The organism is Streptomyces sp. iso_384, assembly GCF_056172905.1.
Genome location: NZ_JBWBTT010000001.1, coordinates 2,175,416 through 2,192,342, shown reverse-complemented (window position 1 = coordinate 2,192,342; position 16,927 = coordinate 2,175,416). Strand labels below are relative to the sequence as shown.

Sequence of the window (16,927 nt, the reverse complement as noted above, 5' to 3'; positions counted from 1 at the left end):
GCGGATTCATTCCGGGCCAAGCGCTTGTCTGTTCCTTTTCATGCTCGCACACCCGGTCGCCCGGGGGATGCGTCACATCGACGCTATCGGCATCGTCAAAGTGACACGAAGCAGCTATGATAGATAGCGTCAAATAGACGAAAAGGCGCGTTCGCAGAAGCGCAGAGCAGAACGCAGAGAAGAAAGGGTGCGTGACGTGACCACGGCCCAGCCCCTGGACGTACAGCCGACACCCCTCGCGCTGCTGCTGCTCGGCCGCGAGGCCGACCCGAGGAGCGAGCGCGGCGTCGAATGCCCCGGCGACCTCCCCTCCCCGTCCGACCCGGACCTGGTGGAGCGCGCCCGCGCCGCCAAGGAGAAGCTCGGGGACAAGGTGTTCGTCCTCGGCCACCACTACCAGCGCGACGAGGTCATCCAGTTCGCGGACGTCACCGGCGACTCGTTCAAGCTGGCCCGTGACGCGGCCGCGCGCCCGGAGGCGGAGTACATCGTCTTCTGCGGTGTGCACTTCATGGCCGAGTCCGCCGACATCCTGACCACGGACGACCAGGCGGTCGTGCTGCCCGACCTGGCGGCCGGCTGCTCGATGGCCGACATGGCCACCGCCGAGCAGGTCGCCGAGTGCTGGGACGTGCTGACGGAGGCCGGGGTCGCCGACCAGGTGGTGCCCGTCTCGTACATGAACTCCTCCGCCGACATCAAGGCCTTCACCGGCAAGCACGGCGGCACGATCTGTACGTCCTCGAACGCGAAACGAGCCCTGGAGTGGGCCTTCGAACAGGGCGAGAAGATCCTCTTCCTCCCCGACCAGCACCTGGGCCGCAACACGGCGGTACGGGACATGGGGATGAGCCTGGAGGACTGCGTCCTCTACAACCCGCACAAGCCGAACGGCGGCCTCACCGCCGAGCAGCTGCGGGACGCGAAGATGATCCTGTGGCGCGGGCACTGCTCGGTCCACGGCCGCTTCTCGGTCGAGTCGGTCGAGGACGTCCGGGCCCGGATGCCCGGGGTCAACGTGCTGGTGCACCCGGAGTGCAAGCACGAGGTCGTCGCCGCCGCGGATTACGTGGGCTCGACGGAGTACATCATCAAGGCCCTGGAGGCGGCCCCGCGCGGCTCGAAGTGGGCCATCGGTACGGAGCTGAACCTGGTCCGCCGCCTGGCGAACCGTTTCGCCGCGGAGGACAAGGAGATCGTCTTCCTCGACAAGACGGTCTGCTTCTGCTCGACGATGAACCGCATCGACCTGCCGCACCTGGTCTGGACCCTGGAGTCGCTGGCCGAGGGGAAGCTGGTCAACCGGATCGAGGTCGACCCGGAGACCGAGAAGTACGCCAAGCTCGCCCTGGAGCGGATGCTGGCGCTGCCGTAGCGGACGCCGCTCCCCCGCCGGGAGCCGCAGGAAGCGCCTGGAGCCCCGGTATGCCACAGGTCGGCGTACCGGGGCTTTCGCCTGCCGGGCTCCCGTGTGCCGGGGCTTTCCCGTGCCGGGCTCCCGCGGTCCGGTGAGTGGGCGGGTTCCGGTCCGGCCGGTTCCTCCGTACGGCAGCCGATGGCACCACCGCGTAACGACGCTGCTACTCACCGCAGCGAACTTCGCGCGGGTGAGAACGGCGAGAACGGTGGGGCGGGCATGAACGACGAGGACCGTGGGGCGGGCGTGGGCGACGAGGCGCGTGAAGCGGGTTCGGGTTCGGGTTCGGGTTCGGGTGCGGGTGCGGGTTCGGGTTCGGGTGCGGGTTCGGGTTCGGGTTCGGGTGCGGGTTCGGGTGCGGGTTCGGGTTCGGGTTCGGGTTCGGGTTCGGGTTCGGGTTCGGGCGATGAGGCGCGTGCGGAGGAAGCCGGCGTGTTGGCGCGGGCCGAGCAAGAGGTACGCGACCGGCGCGACGCCGCCGAGCAGGACCCCGCCGGTCTGCCCGCCCTGGCCTCGGCCCTGCACCGGCTCTCCCACCTGCGCGCTGCCACCGGGGACCGCGCCGGCGCGCCGGCCCCGGCGAAGGAGGCCGCGCGGATCTACGCCGAGCTCGGTATGAAGCGCCCCGGGGACTTCCAGGCCGAACTGGCCCTGACCATGGGCGCGCTGGGCGACCGCGTGGCCGACACCGGGGACCCGGCGGCCGCCGTGCCGTTCGTGAAGCAGTCCGTGCGGCTCCAGCGCGAGCTGGTCGAGGAGCAACAGCCGGGCGCGTCCGTCCCGGCGCTCGCGGAGTATCTCCTGAACTACGCCGCGCGGCCGGCGGACGCCGGGCGGACCGTGGCGGCCGTGCCGCAGGCGGAGGAGGCGGTCGGGCTCCTCCGGGGGCTCGCCGAGGAGGATCCGGACGCCTTCCTTCCACGGCTCGCCGCGGCTCTCCACGCGCTCGGCCACCGTCGCGCGGCCGTGAGCGACACCTCCGGGGCGGTCGAAGCGGCCCACGAGGCGCGCGGCCGCTTCCGCCTGCTCGCCGCCCGGCGGCCCGAGTTCCGTCCGGAGCTGGCCGCGGCCATGGACGGCTTCGCCGGTCACTCAACCAGGAGGGCGACACCGGGGCGGGTCTCCGGGTGGCGCGGGAAGGCGTGGCCCTCCACCGCGAGCTGGTCGCGGAGCGACCCGAGGCCTTCCGCCCGGGCCTCGCCGCCGCGCTGCGCACCCTCGCCCGGAGCCTGGCCGGTGCCGAAGGTCCGAAGGAGGCCTCGGTCCCGGCACGGGAGGCCGTCGAGCTCCTGCGGGAGCAGGGCGACGCCGTCCTGGGCGAGCTGGCCGACTCCCTCCAGGTGCTCGGCGCCTATCTGGAGCGGAGCGGGGACGCCTGAGATCTCTCCGTACGCCGGAGGGGCCTGCCCCACGCGGATGCGTGGAACAGGCCCCTCCGGTCTGTCCGGCTTCTCCGTCCGGCTGCCGGATCAGGCCTGCGCGGGTTCGGCCTCGCGAGCCTCCTCCGGCTCCGGCCGGTCCGCCGTCCCCGCCTTGGCCGCGCGCTTGGCGGCCTTCTTCCTGGCGCGGCGCTCCTTGCGGAGCTCGACCATCGCGTAGAGCGTCGGCACGAGCAGCAGGGTCAGCAGCGTGGAGCTGATCAGACCGCCGATGACCACGATGCCCAGCGGCTGCGAGATGAAGCCGCCCTCGCCGGTGACGCCGAGCGCCATCGGGAGCAGGGCGAAGATGGTCGCGAGCGCCGTCATCAGGATCGGGCGGAAGCGGTGGCGGCCGCCCTCGATGACGGCTTCCATGATGCCGAGGCCCTGGGCGCGGTACTGGTTGATCAGGTCGATCAGCACGATCGCGTTGGTGACCACGATGCCGATGAGCATCAGCATGCCGATCATCGCGGGGATACCCAGCGGGGTGCCCGTGATGAGCAGCAGGGCCAGGGCTCCGGTCGCCGCGAACGGCACGGAGACCAGCAGGATCAGCGGCTGGACCAGCGACCGGAAGGTGGCCACCAGCAGCATGAAGACGATCGCGATGGCCGCCAGCATGGCGAGGCCGAGCTGGCCGAAGGCCTCGTTCTGGTCCTCGGTGACGCCGCCGATGGTGGCGGTGGCGCCCTCGGGGAGGTCCAGTGCGTCGATCTTCTTCGCGAGCTCGGTGCTGACCGCACCGGTGTTGTCGCTGACGGGCTTGGCGGTGATCGTCGCCGAGCGCTGTCCGTCGATCCGGGTCATCGAGACCGGGCCGGGGACGACCTTCACATCGGCGATGTCACCGAGCTCGACCGGGCCGAGCGGCAGGGCCTTCAGCTCGGCCATGGTGGCGGCCGGCTTGGAGGAGCGGATGACGATGTCGCGCTCGGTGTCGTCCAGCGTCGCGGTGCCGGCGGGCGTGCCGCGTACGGCTCCGGCGACGATCCCGCCGAGGGTGGCGGAGTCGAATCCGGCGGCGGCCGCCTTGTCGTTGGCGGTGACGGAGATGCGCGGGACGCTCTGCGCCAGGTCGCTCTGGACGTCGGTGACGTCCTTGACGGTGGCGACCTCGGTGCGGACGGCCTCGGCGGCCTTCTTCAGGACGTCGCCGTCGGCGGCCTTGACCACGACGCTCAGGTCCTGGGAGCCGAAGCCGTCGCCCGCGGCGATGGTGGTGTCGCCGATGCCGTCGAGCTTGCCGAGGGCCTCGTCGATACGGTCCTGGGCGTCCTCGTAGTCCGCGGCGTCCTTCAGGGTGACCTGGTAGGAGGCCTGGTTGGCGCCGGTGCCGCCGCCGAAGGCGGCCATGAAGCCGGAGGAGCCGACGGTGACCTGGTAGTCCTTGACGCCCTTGTCCTCCTGGAGGACCTTCTCGACCTTGCGGGCCGCCTCGTCGGCGGCTTCCAGGCTGGTGCCGGGGGCGAGTTCCTGCTTGACGCTCAGGACCTCCTGCTCGCCGGCGTCGAAGAAGTTCGTCTTCAGCAGCGGGACCATCCCGAAGGTGCCCAGCAGCACGGCGACGGCGATGACGAGGCTGGTGATGCGGCGGCGGGTCGCGAAGCGCAGGACCGGGACGTAGATCCGCTGGAGCCGGCTGGCCGCTTCCTTCTCCTCGGCGAGACGGCGGGCTTCCGCCGCGTCCTCGGGGGTGCCCTTGGGCGCGCGCAGGAACCAGTACGACAGCACCGGCACGACGGTGAGCGAGACCAGCAGGGAGGCGAGCAGCGCCGCGGTGATGGTCAGCGAGAACGAGCCGAAGAGCTGGCCGACCATGCCGCCGACCAGACCGATGGGCAGGAAGACCGCGACGGTGGTGAGGGTGGCGGAGGTGACCGCTCCGGCGACCTCCTTGACCGCGGTGATGATCGCCGCGTGGCGCTCCTCGCCGTAGCCGAGGTGGCGCTTGATGTTCTCCAGGACCACGATCGAGTCGTCGACCACTCGGCCGATGGCGATGGTGAGCGCGCCGAGGGTGAGCATGTTGAGCGACAGGTCGCGGGTCCAGAGCACGATCAGCGCGAGCACGATGGAGAGCGGGATGGAGACCGCGGTGACCAGCGTCGAGCGGATCGAGGCGAGGAAGACCAGGATCACGACGACCGCGAAGGCCAGGCCGAGCGCGCCCTCCGTGGTGAGGCCCGAGATCGACTTGGAGACGGCCGGGCCCTGGTCGGAGACGACCGTCAGCTCGGCGCCGGCGCCGAGGTCCTTGCGGAGGTCGGGGAGCTTGTCCTTGACGGCGTCCGAGATGGCGACGGCGCTGCCGTCCTTGTCCATCGTCGCCATCACGGCGAGGCTCGGCTTGCCGTTGGTGCGGGTGATGGAGACCGCCGTGGACGGCTCCTGCCTCACCTCGGCGACATCGCCGACGCGCACCGGCTTTCCGGGCTCGCCCGGGCCGGCCGCCGGGTCCTTGGCGACGACCTGGAGGTCCTCGATCTGCTTCAGCGAGGTGAAGGCGCCGCCGACCTGGATGGTGCGGCTCTTGCCGGACTCGGAGAAGGAACCGGCCGGCAGGGTGGCGCCGCCCGCCTGGAGGGCCTGGGCGAGCGTGCCCGCGTTCAGGCCGGCCGCCGCGAGCTTTCGGTCGTCGGGGACGACGGAGACCTGGAGGTCCCGCACGCCGTCCACGGTGACCTGGCCGACGCCCTCGATGTCCTGGAGGGCCGGGACGACCGTGGCGTCGAGCTGGTCGGCCAGGACCTGCTGGTCCTTGTCGGAGGTGACGGCGAGGACCACGGTCGGGATGTCGTCGGTGGAACCGGCGATCACCTGCGGGTCGACGCCGTCGGGCAGCTGGGCGCGGGCCCGGTTCACCGCCTGCTGGATGTCCGCGACGAGCTGCTTGGTGCCTTCGTCGCCGAAGTCGAAGGTCGCCATGATGAGGGCGTTGCCCTCGCTGGCGGTGGAGGTGATGCCCTCGACGCCGTCGACGGCCTTGAGGGAGTTCTCCAGGGGCTCGACGACCTGCTTCTCGACCACATCGGGAGACGCACCCTGGTAGGGCGCCAGCACCGAGACCATCGGCAGTTCGATGGTCGGCAGCAGCTGCTGCTTGAGCTGCGGGATCGCTATCGCGCCGAAGACCAGCGCGACAATCGAGATCAGCCCGATCAGGGCCCTTTGCGCGAGGCTGAATCTGGACAGCCAGGACATGGGTGGGTCTCTCTTCTGTGGCGTACGCGGCAGAGGGGCGGGGAGGGAAATAGCGGGACACCTCCAGCCCAGTCCTACGATCTCCGCTGCGCGTCGCCGAAACGTCGCCCCCCGGGCTGCTTTCTTATGCCGCGCATACCGCAGCTGGAGTACGCCGGAGTACGCCGTACCGCCGCCCGGTCAGTCCGCGCGAGGACGCACCAGGCCCGATTCGTAGGCGATTACCACCAATTGGGCCCGGTCCCGGGCTCCCAGTTTCGCCATCGCCCGGTTCACATGGGTCTTGACGGTGAGCGGGCTGACCGCGAGCCGCTCGGCGATCTGGTCGTTGGAGTGGCCGCCCGCGACCTGCACCAGCACCTCGCGTTCGCGGCCGGTGAGCGCCGCCAGCCGCTCCGCGTACTCCGCGCTGTCCGGCCCCAGCCCCTCCCCCGCGCCGCCGCCCTGGGCCAGGAACGTGGCGATGAGCCCCTTGGTCGCCGCCGGGGAGAGCAGCGCCTCGCCGGCCGCGGCGATCCGGATGGCGTTGAGGAGTTCGTCCGGCTCCGCGCCCTTGCCGAGGAAGCCGGAGGCTCCGGCGCGCAGCGACTGGACCACGTACTCGTCGACCTCGAAGGTGGTGAGCATGACCACCCGCACCGCGGACAGCTCCGGGTCGGCGCTGATCATGCGGGTAGCGGCGAGTCCGTCGGTGCCCGGCATCCGGATGTCCATGAGCACCACGTCGGCGCCCGTGGCGCGGGCCAGCTCCACCGCCCGGGCCCCGTCGGCGGCCTCGCCGACCACCTCCATGTCCGGCTCGGAGTCCACCAGCACCCGGAACGCGCTGCGCAGCAGCGCCTGGTCGTCGGCGAGCAGCACCTTGATCGGCGCCTCCCCGGCTTCGGGCGTCGGCTGGGTCATCGGCGGATCCCCGTCCCGCCCGCTGTGCCCGGCTGCTCCGGTTCACCCGTGCGGGCCTCGACGGGAAGGATCGCATGGACCCGGAACCCGCCGCCGTAGCGAGGCCCGGCGGTGAGGGCGCCGCCGAGCGCGGTGACGCGTTCGCGCATGCCGACCAGGCCGTGGCCGCCGCTGTCCAGGCCGTCGTCGGCCGCGGTGCCGGCCGCTCCGGAGCCCGGCTGCCTGCCGGCGCTCCCCCGGCCGTTGTCGAGCACGGTGACCTCGGCGGTGGCGCCCACCCGGACGACGCTCACCTCGGCCTTGGCCCCGGCGCCCGCGTGCTTGCGGACATTGGTCAGGGCCTCCTGGATGACCCGGTAGGCGGCCAGGTCGACGGCGGCGGGCAGCGGGTCGCGGTAGGCGCAGGCCACCTCGACGGGGAGCCCGGCGTTGCGGAAGGTGGTGACCAGTTCGCCGAGGACGGCGAGCCCGGGGGCCGGTTCGGTGGGCGCCTCGGGGTCGCCCTGCTGGCGCAGGAGGCCGACGGTGACCCGGAGTTCGTTGAGTGCGGAGCGGCTGGCGTCGCGGACATGGGCGAGCGCTTCCTTGGCCTGGTCCGGGCGCTTGTCCATGACGTGGGCGGCGACCCCGGCCTGGACGTTGACCAGGGCGATGTGGTGCGCGACCACGTCGTGGAGGTCCCGGGCGATCCGCAGCCGCTCCTCGGCGACCCGTCGGCGGGCCTCCTCCTCGCGGGTGCGCTCGGCCCGCTCGGCGCGTTCCCGGATGGCGTCGACGAACGCGCGCCTGCTGCGTACGGCGTCCCCGGCGGCTCCGGCCAGTCCCGTCCAGGCGAAGACGCCGAAGTTCTCCTGGCTGTACCAGGGGGTCGAGCCGAAGACCATCGCCGCCCCGGTGAGCCCGCCCATGGTGAGCAGTCCGACCCGCCAGGTGGTGGGGCGGTCGGTGCGCGAGGCGACGGTGTAGAGCGCGATGACCGCGCTCATCACGACCGGGGCCGGCGGGTCCACCAGGACGTACTCGGTGGCGGAGAGGAGCCCGGTGGCGGCGAGGACCGCCATCGGACGCCGTCGCCGCAGCACCAGGGCGAGGGCGCAGAGCACCATCAGGAGGACGCTGAGGGGTTCGGGGGTGCGGGTGCCGAAGGTCGGCCCGTGTCCGGTGCCCGGGTCGGCGAAGGAGCCGCCGATCATCGCGACGAGGGCGCCGAGGGCCAGGGCCGCGTCGAACGCCAGCGGATGGTCCCGGAGCCAGCGGCGGGCGCGCGCGAAGCCGGACGAGAGGGTGGTCACGTCCAGCAACGGTACGCGGCCGCTCCACGGGCCCGCCGGGGGCCGGCCCGTGGAATTCAGCTGGGAATGAGGCCGTCGTCGCTGAGCATGGCGCGTACGTCTTCGAGGGTGGCGTCGGGCGCCGGCAGGATCAGCTCGGACGGCTCCAGGGAGTCGTCCGGCAGCGGAGTGCCGAGCTCGCGCACCTTATCCAGGAGCGCGTGGAGCGTCGTGCGAAAGCCTGGGCCGTCGCCGCTCTCCATCTCCTTGAGCAGAACGTCGTCGAGCTCGTTCAGTTCGACGAAGTGACTGTCGGCCAGCTTGACCTGGCCTTCCCCCATGATCCGTACGATCATGACGCTGCCCTCACTGCTTGTCGAACTTGTGCGGGGACGACTGCTGCGACGGCTGCGCGCTGTCCTGCGTGCCGCCCTCGATGGCCTGCTGCGAGGACGAGGAGCCGCCGGCCAGCTCGGCCTTCATGCGCTGCAGCTCCAGCTCCACGTCGCTGCCGCCGGAGATCCGGTCCAGCTCGGCGGCGATGTCGTCCTTCGCCGTGCCGGTCGGGTCGTCCAGGGCGCCGGAGGCGAGCAGCTCGTCGATGGCGCCGGCCCGCGCCTGGAGCTGCTGCGTCTTGTCCTCGGCCCGCTGGATCGCGAGGCCGACGTCGCCCATCTCCTCGGAGATGCCGGAGAAGGCCTCGCCGATCCGGGTCTGGGCCTGCGCCGCCGTGTAGGTGGCCTTGATGGTCTCCTTCTTCGTGCGGAAGGCGTCCACCTTGGCCTGCAGCCGCTGGGCCGCGAGGGTGAGCTTCTCCTCCTCGCCCTGCAGCGTGGTGTGCTGCGTCTCCAGGTCGGTGACCTGCTGCTGGAGGGCCGCGCGCCGTGAGAGCGCCTCGCGCGCCAGGTCCTCACGGCCCAGCGCCAGCGCCTTGCGGCCCTGGTCCTCCAGCTTGGACGACTGGCCCTGCAGCTGGTTCAGCTGCAGCTCCAGGCGCTTTCGGGACGTCGCCACGTCGGCGACGCCGCGGCGCACCTTCTGAAGCAGCTCCAGCTGCTTCTGGTACGAGTAATCGAGGGTCTCGCGCGGATCCTCGGCCCGGTCAAGGGCCTTGTTTGCCTTCGCGCGGAAGATCATCCCCATACGCTTCATGACACCGCTCATGGGCTTCGCGCGCCCCCTTCTGACGGACTGAGCTCCAGCACTCCCGATAGAACCCACAGTACGGGCCCTGCCTCTATTACCGCACTGTTCGGACGCCGATGTGCTCCTCCCCAAGGACGACTGCACCCGCAGAACGCTCCCGCCCAGGGTGTAGGTGAGGCCCGGGGACCTCTCCGTGACGTACTCCGGAACGGGCGGTTAACACCCGTATCCACCCGTCTCCACCCGCTTCCACCTGCCGGAACACTTCCGAGGACGCCGTCCGTTGCCGGATCGTTCCCGCCCGGGGCGACGGGCCCGCGCGGGAACCCCGTACCCTTGGGTTTTGTGTTCCGTAGCCGTGCCAAGACAGAGAAGGCCCCCACCGACAAGGTGACGGCGGACCTCTCCCAGCAGCCCCGCGACCCGCAGGCTCCCAAGGGTCGCCCCACCCCCAAGCGCAGTGAGGCCCAGTCGCAGCGCCGTCGCGCCGCGTCCTCGGCGCCGACCGACCGCAAGGCGGCCATGAAGCGCCAGCGCGAAGCGCGCCGGGCCGACCTGGCCCGGCAGCGTGAGGCGCTCGCGTCGGGCGACGAGCGCTACCTCCCGGTCCGCGACAAGGGCCCGGTCAGGCGCTTCGTCCGCGACTACGTGGACTCGCGCTTCTGCATCGCCGAGTGGTTCCTGCCGCTCGCCGTGATCATCCTGATCCTCAGCGTGATCCAGGTGCAGAACATCCAGAGCATCTCGCTGCTGCTCTGGCTCGGCGTGATCATCCTGATCGTGATCGACTCGATCGGTCTGTCGCTGCGCCTGAAGAAGCAGTTGCGCGAGCGCTTCCCGGACACCCCGAAGCGCGGAGCCGTGGCGTACGGCCTGATGCGCACGCTCCAGATGCGCCGACTGCGGCTTCCGAAGCCCCAGGTCAAGCGCGGAGAGCGGCCCTGAGCACGGAGACCTCCGGCTCGACCGAGGTCTCTTCGGCGTGCCCGGCAGGTCCCGTCGGCGTACGCGACCGGGTCCGCCGGGAGCTCGTCGCACGGCAGCTGGACGAACAGATAGCCGCGCGGTTCCCGGTGGGGCAGCGGCTGCGCGTCCTGGACGTCGGCATGGGCCGGGGCACCCAGGCGCTGCGCCTCGCCCGGGCCGGTCACTCGGTGACCGGCCTGGAGTCCGACGCAGGGCTGCTGACGGGCGCCCGCGCGGCCCTGGCGACCGAGCCGGAGGGCATCCGGGAGCGGGTCAGGCTGATCGAGGGCGACGGCCGGGACACCGGTGTGCACTTCCTGCCCGGCAGTTTCGACGTGGTGCTCTGCCACGGCGTCCTGATGTACGTCGAGGAGCCGGACCCGATGCTGGCCGGGCTCGCCCGGATGCTGGCCCCCGGCGGCCTGCTCTCCCTGCTCGTACGGAACGCGGACGCGCTCGCGATGCGCCCGGGGCTCGCCGGTGACTTCGGCGCGGCCCTGACCGCCTTCGACACCGCCACGTACACCGACCACCTCGGCACCACGGTGCGCGCGGACCGGCTCGGCGCACTGCGGGCCACGCTCGCGGGCATCGCCGCGCCGCTGCACGCCTGGTACGGGGTGCGGGTCTTCACCGACGGCGTGGAGAGCGACGCGGAGCCGCCGGCCGAGGAGCTGGAGCGGATCCTGACCCTGGAGGACCGGGCCGGGCGGACCGACCCGTACCGGGGCGTGGCGGCGCTGCTGCATCTGTGCGGGGTACGCGGCTAGCAGCGGTGGGCGGGCCCGGAGCCGCCCGCACGCACCTTCCGTTCCTGGGCGCGGGACCGCGCCGACGACTTCCGCTGAGCAGTCCCGTTCGGCCCATCAGTACGAGCACCCGAACGGGCCGGCGCCCAGACTCCGGATATGGACGCATCCCCCTCCCGCAGCCGGCCGCGCAGGCTGCTGATCCCCCTGTCCGCTGCCGTCTGCGCCCTCGCCCTGGCGGGCGGCTGTTCCGGTACGGCGCCGTCCCCGGCGCCCGAGGCCCCCGCGTCGGGCACGGCGCAGGGTGCGGTCAAGCGCGCCCCCGCCGATCTGCAGGACGGCTACCGGGCCGTCATCAACGATGTGCTGCCGTCGGTGGTGCAGATCGACGCCTCGGACAGCCTCGGTTCCGGGGTCGTCTACGACGACCGGGGGCACGTCGTCACCAATGCCCATGTGGTCGGCGAGGAGAAGAAGTTCAAGGTCAGCGTGGCCACCGGGGAGGCGGTGCTGAACGCCTCGCTGGTCTCCTCCTACCCGGAGCAGGACCTGGCCGTGATCAAGCTCGACGATGTGCCGGACGGGCTGAAGCCCGCGAAGTTCGGCGACGCGGAGAAGGTCGAGGTGGGCCAGATCGTGCTGGCGATGGGCTCGCCGCTCGGTCTGTCCAGCAGCGTCACCCAGGGCATCGTCTCGGCGCTCGGCCGGACCGTGAGCGAGAGCCGGGCGGGCGGTGGCACGGGGGCGACGATCGCCAACATGGTGCAGACGTCCGCGGCGATCAATCCGGGCAACAGCGGTGGGGCGCTGGTCAATCTGGACAGCCAGGTGATCGGCATTCCGACCCTCGCGGCGACCGACCCGCAGATGGGCGACAGCGCGGCGCCGGGCATCGGTTTCGCGATCCCCGTCTCCATGGTGAAGACGGTCGCGGACCAGATCATCAAGGACGGCAAGGTCACCGACTCGGGCCGGGCCGCGCTGAACATCACCGGCCGTACGGTCGTCGACGACGACTACCGCCCGGCCGGGGTGGCCCTGGTCAGCGTCGACCGGGGCGGTGCGGCGGACAAGGCGGGGCTGAAGCCCGGCGACACGATCACGAAGATCGGGGACACCCCGGTCACCACGATCACCACGCTCTCGGAGGCGCTGGCGGGTGACAAGCCGGGCCAGAAGGTGACGGTGACGTACACCCGCGACGGCGACAGCCGGACGGCGGAGGTCACGCTCGGGGAGATCTGATCCCCTGAAGAACCTGAAGTCAGGGGCGGTACGGGGTTTCCCGTACCGCCCCTTCCCGTCGGCCGGGCGTCAGGCGCTGTCGGCCTGCAGGCTCATCGGGCCGTAGATCTTGGTGGTGTCCTCGAAGAGCGTCACCTGTGCGGCGCCGCCCTCCAGGAGCTCTTTCCAGTACTCACCGATCCAGGACTCCGCGTCGCCCTGGGTGGTGAACTCCTCCGGCTGCAGCGCCGGCTCCGTCTCCGTACCGTCGGACTTCTCGAACCGCCACGTCCACGCCATGCCAGCCTCCCGGGTCGCGTTGCTGCTCCGCAGCCTAGCCGGGCGCGCACCTGACCGGGGGACGCGGGAGGATCAAGGTGTGGAACTGACTCTGCTCGGCACCGGAGCCCCCGAAGGGCTGCCGCGCCCCTCCTGCCCCTGCGCGGTCTGCGCCTCGGCCCGCGGTCCGTGGGCGCGGGCCGCGACGGCCCTGCTGGTCGACGACGCGCTGCTGCTGGACCTCACCCCCGGAGCGGTGTTCGCGGCCGCCCGTGCGGGGCACTCGCTGGGCGCGGTCCGGCAGGTGCTGCTGACCCACCCGCACGACGGGCCCGCCGTCGAGCTGCCCGCCCTGCTGCCGCCGGCCGGCCGGGTGCCGGACGGCCAGGCCCTGACGCTGATCAGCGGGCACCGGGTGCGGGCGGTGGCGATGGACGCCCCGGGGACCGGGTACGAGGTGACCGCGCCGGAGGGCGAGCGGCTGCTCTACCTGCCGCCGGGGGCCGCGCCCGCGGGGCTCGACGGGCGGGTGGAGCAGCATTACGACATGGTCGTCCTCGATGTGATCGCGCGGCCCGACGCGGTGGCCCGGCTGCGGTCGGCCGGCGCGGTCGGCCCGACGACCGAGGTGATCGCGGTCCACCTGGACCACGACGCCCCGCCGGGCGCGGCGCTGGAGCGGCGGCTCGCGGCGGCCGGGGCGCGGGCGGTGCCGGACGGGACGACGCTGGTGGTGGGCGAGTACCACGCGGTGCCGGACGTGCCGCGCCGGGTGCTGGTGACCGGGGGCGCGCGGTCGGGGAAGTCGCTGGAGGCGGAGCAGCGCCTGGAGACGTTCCCGGAGGTGGTGTACGTGGCGACCGGCGGCCGCCGCGACGGTGACCCGGAGTGGGCGGCCCGGGTCGGACTGCACCGGGAGCGCAGGCCGGGCGCCTGGCGGACCGAGGAGACCTGCGAGCTCACGGAGCTGCTGCGCTCGGACGGGCCGCCGCTGCTCATCGACTGCCTGTCGCTGTGGCTGACCGACGCGATGGACCGGGTGGCGGCCTGGGAGGACGGGCGGTGGCACGACGGCGGCGAGAAGGCGTTGCGGGCACGGGTCGCGGATCTGGTCGCGGCAGTGCGCGGCACCCGGCGGCCGGTGGTGCTGGTGACCAACGAGGTGGGGTCGGGGGTGGTTCCGGCGACGTCGGCGGGGCGGCGGTTCCGGGACGAGCTGGGGCGGCTGAACGCGGCGGTGGCGGCCGAGTGCGAGCAGGTGCTGCTGGTGGTGGCGGGTCAGGTGCTGGTGCTGCGGGGGTGAGGGGACGGGCCGTTCCGCGGGGCGCGGGGGCATGCCGTTCCGCGGGGTGCGGGGGTGGCTGGTTCCGCTGCTCGCGGCCCGGTCCGTCCCCAGGGCCGACCGGTACTGTTCCGGGCAGGGCGTGTCCGGCGGACACGCCCTGGGGGCCCGCCGCCGGGTTCCCGCACCGGACCCGACGTGACGACCCGCGAGGCAGACCTCCGTGAACCTGGACGACTTCTCCGACCTGATCCAACGCCCCGACGGGGGTGTGCGGCGCGATGCCGAGGAGCGGCGCGAGCGGCTGACCGTACCGCCGGGGGCGCTCGGGCGGCTCGACGAGCTGGGCGAGTGGCTCAGCGCCGCGCAGCAGTCCGTACCGGTCAGGGCCGTGGAGCAGCCGCGTCTGGTGCTCTTCGCCGGTGACCACGGGGTGGCGGAGCTGGGCGTCTCCGGCCGGCCGGCGGGAGGCGGGTACGAGCTGGTGCGCTCCGCCCTCGACGGGGCGAGCCCGGTCGCGGTGCTGGCGCGGCGCTTCTCGGTGCCGATGCGGATCGTGGACGTGTCGCTGGACTGCGATCCGGAGCTGCTGCCCGAGTCCGTGGTGCGGCACCGGGTGCGGCGGGGTTCGGGGCGGATCGACGTCGAGGACGCGATGAGCGCCGAGGAGGCCGAGCAGGCCGTCCGCCTGGGCATGGCCGTCGCCGACGAGGAGGCGGACTCCGGCACCGATCTGGTGGTGCTCGGCGACCTCAGCGTGGGCGGGACGACGGCCGCGGCCACCCTGGTCGCCGCGCTCTGCGGAACGGACGCCTCCGTGGTGACCGGGCGCGGTGGCGCGGGCATCGACGACCTGGCGTGGATGCGCAAGTGCGCGGCGATCCGGGACGCGCTGCGCCGGGCCCGGCCGGTGCTCGGCGACCAGCTGGAGCTGCTGGCCACCTCCGGCGGGGCGGACCTGGCGGCGATGACGGGCTTCCTGCTGCAGAGCGCGGTGCGCCGGATGCCGGTGATCCTGGACGGGGTGGTCTCGGCGGCCTGTGCGCTGGTGGCGCAGCGGGCGGCGTTCCGGGCGCCGGACTGGTGGCTGGCGGGCCAGGTCAGCGGGGAGCCCGCGCAGACGAAGGCGCTGGACCGGATGGCGCTGACCCCGCTGCTGGACCACGGGGTGACGGTCGGCGAGGGCAGCGGCGCGCTGCTGGCCCTGCCGCTGGTGCAGGCCGCGGCGGCGCTGGCCGCCGAACTGCCGGAGCGTGAGCCGGAGAAGTCCGCGGACGAGGAGCCGGAGGCCCCGGTGGCGTCGGAATCGGAGTCGGACGCCACCGCTCTCGACGGAGTCTGAGACCCCGGACCCCGCCCCGCGCGCGGACGAGATCGGCATCACTCCGGTGTCGCTCAACTTCGCGCTGCCCCGGCCCGTCTTCGGGAGGGACCGCGGCCCGGCGCGCATCCGCGCCGGCGCCACGTACCGACCGACGACCGACCGGGGGCCTGTTCCATGCTGTTCGAGAAGAGCGGATGAGCCGTTCCGCGGCCCTGCGCCGGGCGGCGGTACGGGAGTGGGGCCCGCTGTGCGCGACCGTACGGCGAGGGCTCGCCGGGCGGTGGGTGCGGGCGCTCGCGCTGACGCTGACCGCGGTGGCACTGACCGCGACCGTCCAGGTGGTGCAGAACCAGGGGTGGGGCTACCGGCCGGTGCAGAACCTCGGTGCCGTACGGGCCGAGGACCCGCTCTGGCTCGCCCTGCTGCGGACGCCGCTGTCGCTGTTCGTGCCCGCGCTCGATCTGCCGGTGTGGGGCGCGCTGGCGCAGATCCTGCTGGTGTTCGGCATCGCGGAGGTGTGCCTGGGGCGGTGGCGCACGCTGGCCGTCGCGTACGTCGCGACGCTGGCGGGGACGCTGTACGCCCGGATCGGCGTCGCACTCGGCCCCGGGACGTTTCCCGGACTGCCCGCCTCGGACGCGCAGGTGGTGGACACCGGCCCTTCGGCGGCGGTCGTGGGGCTCGCGGTGTACGTCTGCCACCGTCAACGCGCCTGGTTCACCGGGGCGCTGGTGGTCCTCGCGATGGTGGTGGAGGTCCTCGTCAAGGACAACCTGGCGGGCCGCGAGCATCTGGCCGCCATCGCCGCCGTCCTGGTGGTGTGCGGCGTACGGGAGTGGCTCGGGCGGCGGAGTGGCGCTCGGGTGCCGGACGCGGGCGCCTCCGGAGCGCTTCAGGATCTGGGCGACGGCGGCAGCGGGACCCGGTCCGGGGCGCCGCCGATGAGGTCCTGGAACTTCCGGCGCGGCCCGACCCAGCGCACGTCGTGGTGGTAGGCCCGCAGCAGCGCCCTGGAGCGGGCCCGGTGGCGGTGGCGGTAGAAACGCCTGGCCCAGGGCGAGGTGGGACGGGCCAGCCGGATCGCGCCGACCAGCGCGACGAACGGGACGAGGGTGCCGAGCACCGCCATCCGCGCCTTTCCCTTGAACAGGGCGATCAGGACGAAGCAGAAGTTGATCACGTAGGTGGTGATGACGCCGAAGCGGCCCTGCTGCTCCTCGTCGGTGACGTCGTCGACGCCGAGCGGGGAGAAGCCCGCCAGGACCAGCAGCACCAACGCGGCGGTCAGCACGACCACCTCCACGCTCTGCCGGCCCTCCTCGGTCCAGTACACGTCGTCCAGATGCAGGATCAGCGCGAACTCGTCGAGCACCAGACCGGCCCCCACCCCGAAGATCACCGCACAGACCCCGGCGGCCACGCCGTGCCGCCCGCTGGCCACCGCGCCGAACCCGCCGACCACCGAGAGCACGACCCCCGGCACCACATGGTGGATGTGCACCCCGCCCGGGGTGATGTTGCGGAACGGGCCCTTCCCGGCCCGGATCATGCGGGTGATGGTGCGGGTGATCGCGAAGGTCAGGACGAAGGCGGCCAGTGCGAGGAGCAGCGGCAGTTTGCCCGGCTCCGTGATGTTGTCGTGCCACCAGTGACCCATGCCACCCACTCCCGATACATCAGGTTTCACCATGATTTGCCGTGTTTCGGCCAATCTATCGGTGGGCGCCGGCGGCTAGCCTGC

General features: G+C 72.5%; 14 protein-coding genes. 7 read left to right on the top strand and 7 right to left on the bottom strand.

Going from position 1 to position 16,927, the window contains the following annotated elements; translation table 11 throughout:
• The first annotated feature begins 187 nt into the window (after nucleotides 1-187).
• Nucleotides 188-1,375, top strand: a complete 1,188-nt coding sequence (gene nadA, locus AC0VY3_RS09545) for a quinolinate synthase NadA (protein ID WP_078611128.1) — start codon at nucleotides 188-190, stop codon at nucleotides 1,373-1,375.
• Nucleotides 1,376-2,886: 1,511 nt separating this feature from the next.
• On the opposite strand, the gene AC0VY3_RS09540 is transcribed toward nadA, so the two are convergent.
• From AC0VY3_RS09540 to AC0VY3_RS09520, 5 genes are all read right to left on the bottom strand, one after another.
• Nucleotides 2,887-6,042 (bottom strand): efflux RND transporter permease subunit, encoded by a 3,156-nt coding sequence (locus AC0VY3_RS09540; RefSeq protein ID WP_475549414.1) that lies wholly within the window; start codon nucleotides 6,040-6,042, stop codon nucleotides 2,887-2,889.
• Between the two features lie 180 nt (nucleotides 6,043-6,222).
• Nucleotides 6,223-6,945, bottom strand: coding sequence for a response regulator (locus AC0VY3_RS09535; protein WP_475549413.1), 723 nt, complete (start codon nucleotides 6,943-6,945; stop codon nucleotides 6,223-6,225).
• A complete protein-coding gene (locus AC0VY3_RS09530) occupies nucleotides 6,942-8,237 on the bottom strand; it encodes a sensor histidine kinase (RefSeq protein WP_103509784.1) in 1,296 nt (431 codons plus the stop codon). Before AC0VY3_RS09530 ends, AC0VY3_RS09535 begins: the two co-directional genes overlap by 4 nt.
• A gap of 56 nt (nucleotides 8,238-8,293) precedes the next feature.
• On the bottom strand, nucleotides 8,294-8,572 hold the full coding sequence (gene pspAA, locus AC0VY3_RS09525; RefSeq protein ID WP_103509775.1) for a PspA-associated protein PspAA: 279 nt from the start codon (nucleotides 8,570-8,572) through the stop codon (nucleotides 8,294-8,296).
• A gap of 10 nt (nucleotides 8,573-8,582) precedes the next feature.
• Nucleotides 8,583-9,368, bottom strand: coding sequence for a PspA/IM30 family protein (locus AC0VY3_RS09520; protein ID WP_103509776.1), 786 nt, complete (start codon nucleotides 9,366-9,368; stop codon nucleotides 8,583-8,585).
• Between the two features lie 339 nt (nucleotides 9,369-9,707).
• Here AC0VY3_RS09520 and AC0VY3_RS09515 point away from each other — a divergent pair, with 339 nt between their 5' ends.
• The 3 genes from AC0VY3_RS09515 to AC0VY3_RS09505 all read left to right on the top strand — a co-directional run bounded on the left by AC0VY3_RS09515 (nucleotide 9,708) and on the right by AC0VY3_RS09505 (nucleotide 12,322).
• The gene (locus AC0VY3_RS09515; RefSeq protein ID WP_030080682.1) at nucleotides 9,708-10,307 is read left to right on the top strand and encodes a DUF3043 domain-containing protein; all 600 of its coding nucleotides are present in this window, start codon (nucleotides 9,708-9,710) and stop codon (nucleotides 10,305-10,307) included.
• Between the two features lie 98 nt (nucleotides 10,308-10,405).
• Nucleotides 10,406-11,098: a methyltransferase domain-containing protein gene (locus tag AC0VY3_RS09510; protein WP_181010910.1), complete on the top strand. Its 693-nt coding sequence runs from the start codon at nucleotides 10,406-10,408 to the stop codon at nucleotides 11,096-11,098.
• A 138-nt stretch (nucleotides 11,099-11,236) separates the two neighbouring features.
• Complete coding sequence (locus AC0VY3_RS09505) at nucleotides 11,237-12,322, top strand: S1C family serine protease (protein ID WP_475549412.1); 1,086 nt, start codon at nucleotides 11,237-11,239, stop codon at nucleotides 12,320-12,322.
• 69 nt (nucleotides 12,323-12,391) lie between these two features.
• Here AC0VY3_RS09505 and AC0VY3_RS09500 read toward each other — a convergent pair whose 3' ends face one another.
• On the bottom strand, nucleotides 12,392-12,601 hold the full coding sequence (locus AC0VY3_RS09500; RefSeq protein WP_030080718.1) for a hypothetical protein: 210 nt from the start codon (nucleotides 12,599-12,601) through the stop codon (nucleotides 12,392-12,394).
• Between the two features lie 79 nt (nucleotides 12,602-12,680).
• Here AC0VY3_RS09500 and AC0VY3_RS09495 point away from each other — a divergent pair, with 79 nt between their 5' ends.
• The 3 genes from AC0VY3_RS09495 to AC0VY3_RS09485 all read left to right on the top strand — a co-directional run bounded on the left by AC0VY3_RS09495 (nucleotide 12,681) and on the right by AC0VY3_RS09485 (nucleotide 16,181).
• Complete coding sequence (locus tag AC0VY3_RS09495; RefSeq protein WP_475549411.1) at nucleotides 12,681-13,883, top strand: bifunctional adenosylcobinamide kinase/adenosylcobinamide-phosphate guanylyltransferase; 1,203 nt, start codon at nucleotides 12,681-12,683, stop codon at nucleotides 13,881-13,883.
• Between the two features lie 202 nt (nucleotides 13,884-14,085).
• Nucleotides 14,086-15,204, top strand: a complete 1,119-nt coding sequence (gene cobT / locus AC0VY3_RS09490; protein WP_103507813.1) for a nicotinate-nucleotide--dimethylbenzimidazole phosphoribosyltransferase — start codon at nucleotides 14,086-14,088, stop codon at nucleotides 15,202-15,204.
• A 176-nt stretch (nucleotides 15,205-15,380) separates the two neighbouring features.
• Nucleotides 15,381-16,181, top strand: a complete 801-nt coding sequence (locus AC0VY3_RS09485; RefSeq protein ID WP_475549410.1) for a hypothetical protein — start codon at nucleotides 15,381-15,383, stop codon at nucleotides 16,179-16,181.
• On the opposite strand, the gene AC0VY3_RS09480 is transcribed toward AC0VY3_RS09485, so the two are convergent.
• A complete protein-coding gene (locus tag AC0VY3_RS09480; RefSeq protein ID WP_103507812.1) occupies nucleotides 16,079-16,843 on the bottom strand; it encodes a hypothetical protein in 765 nt (254 codons plus the stop codon). The genes AC0VY3_RS09485 and AC0VY3_RS09480 overlap by 103 nt on opposite strands.
• Between the last annotated feature and the right edge of the window lie 84 nt (nucleotides 16,844-16,927).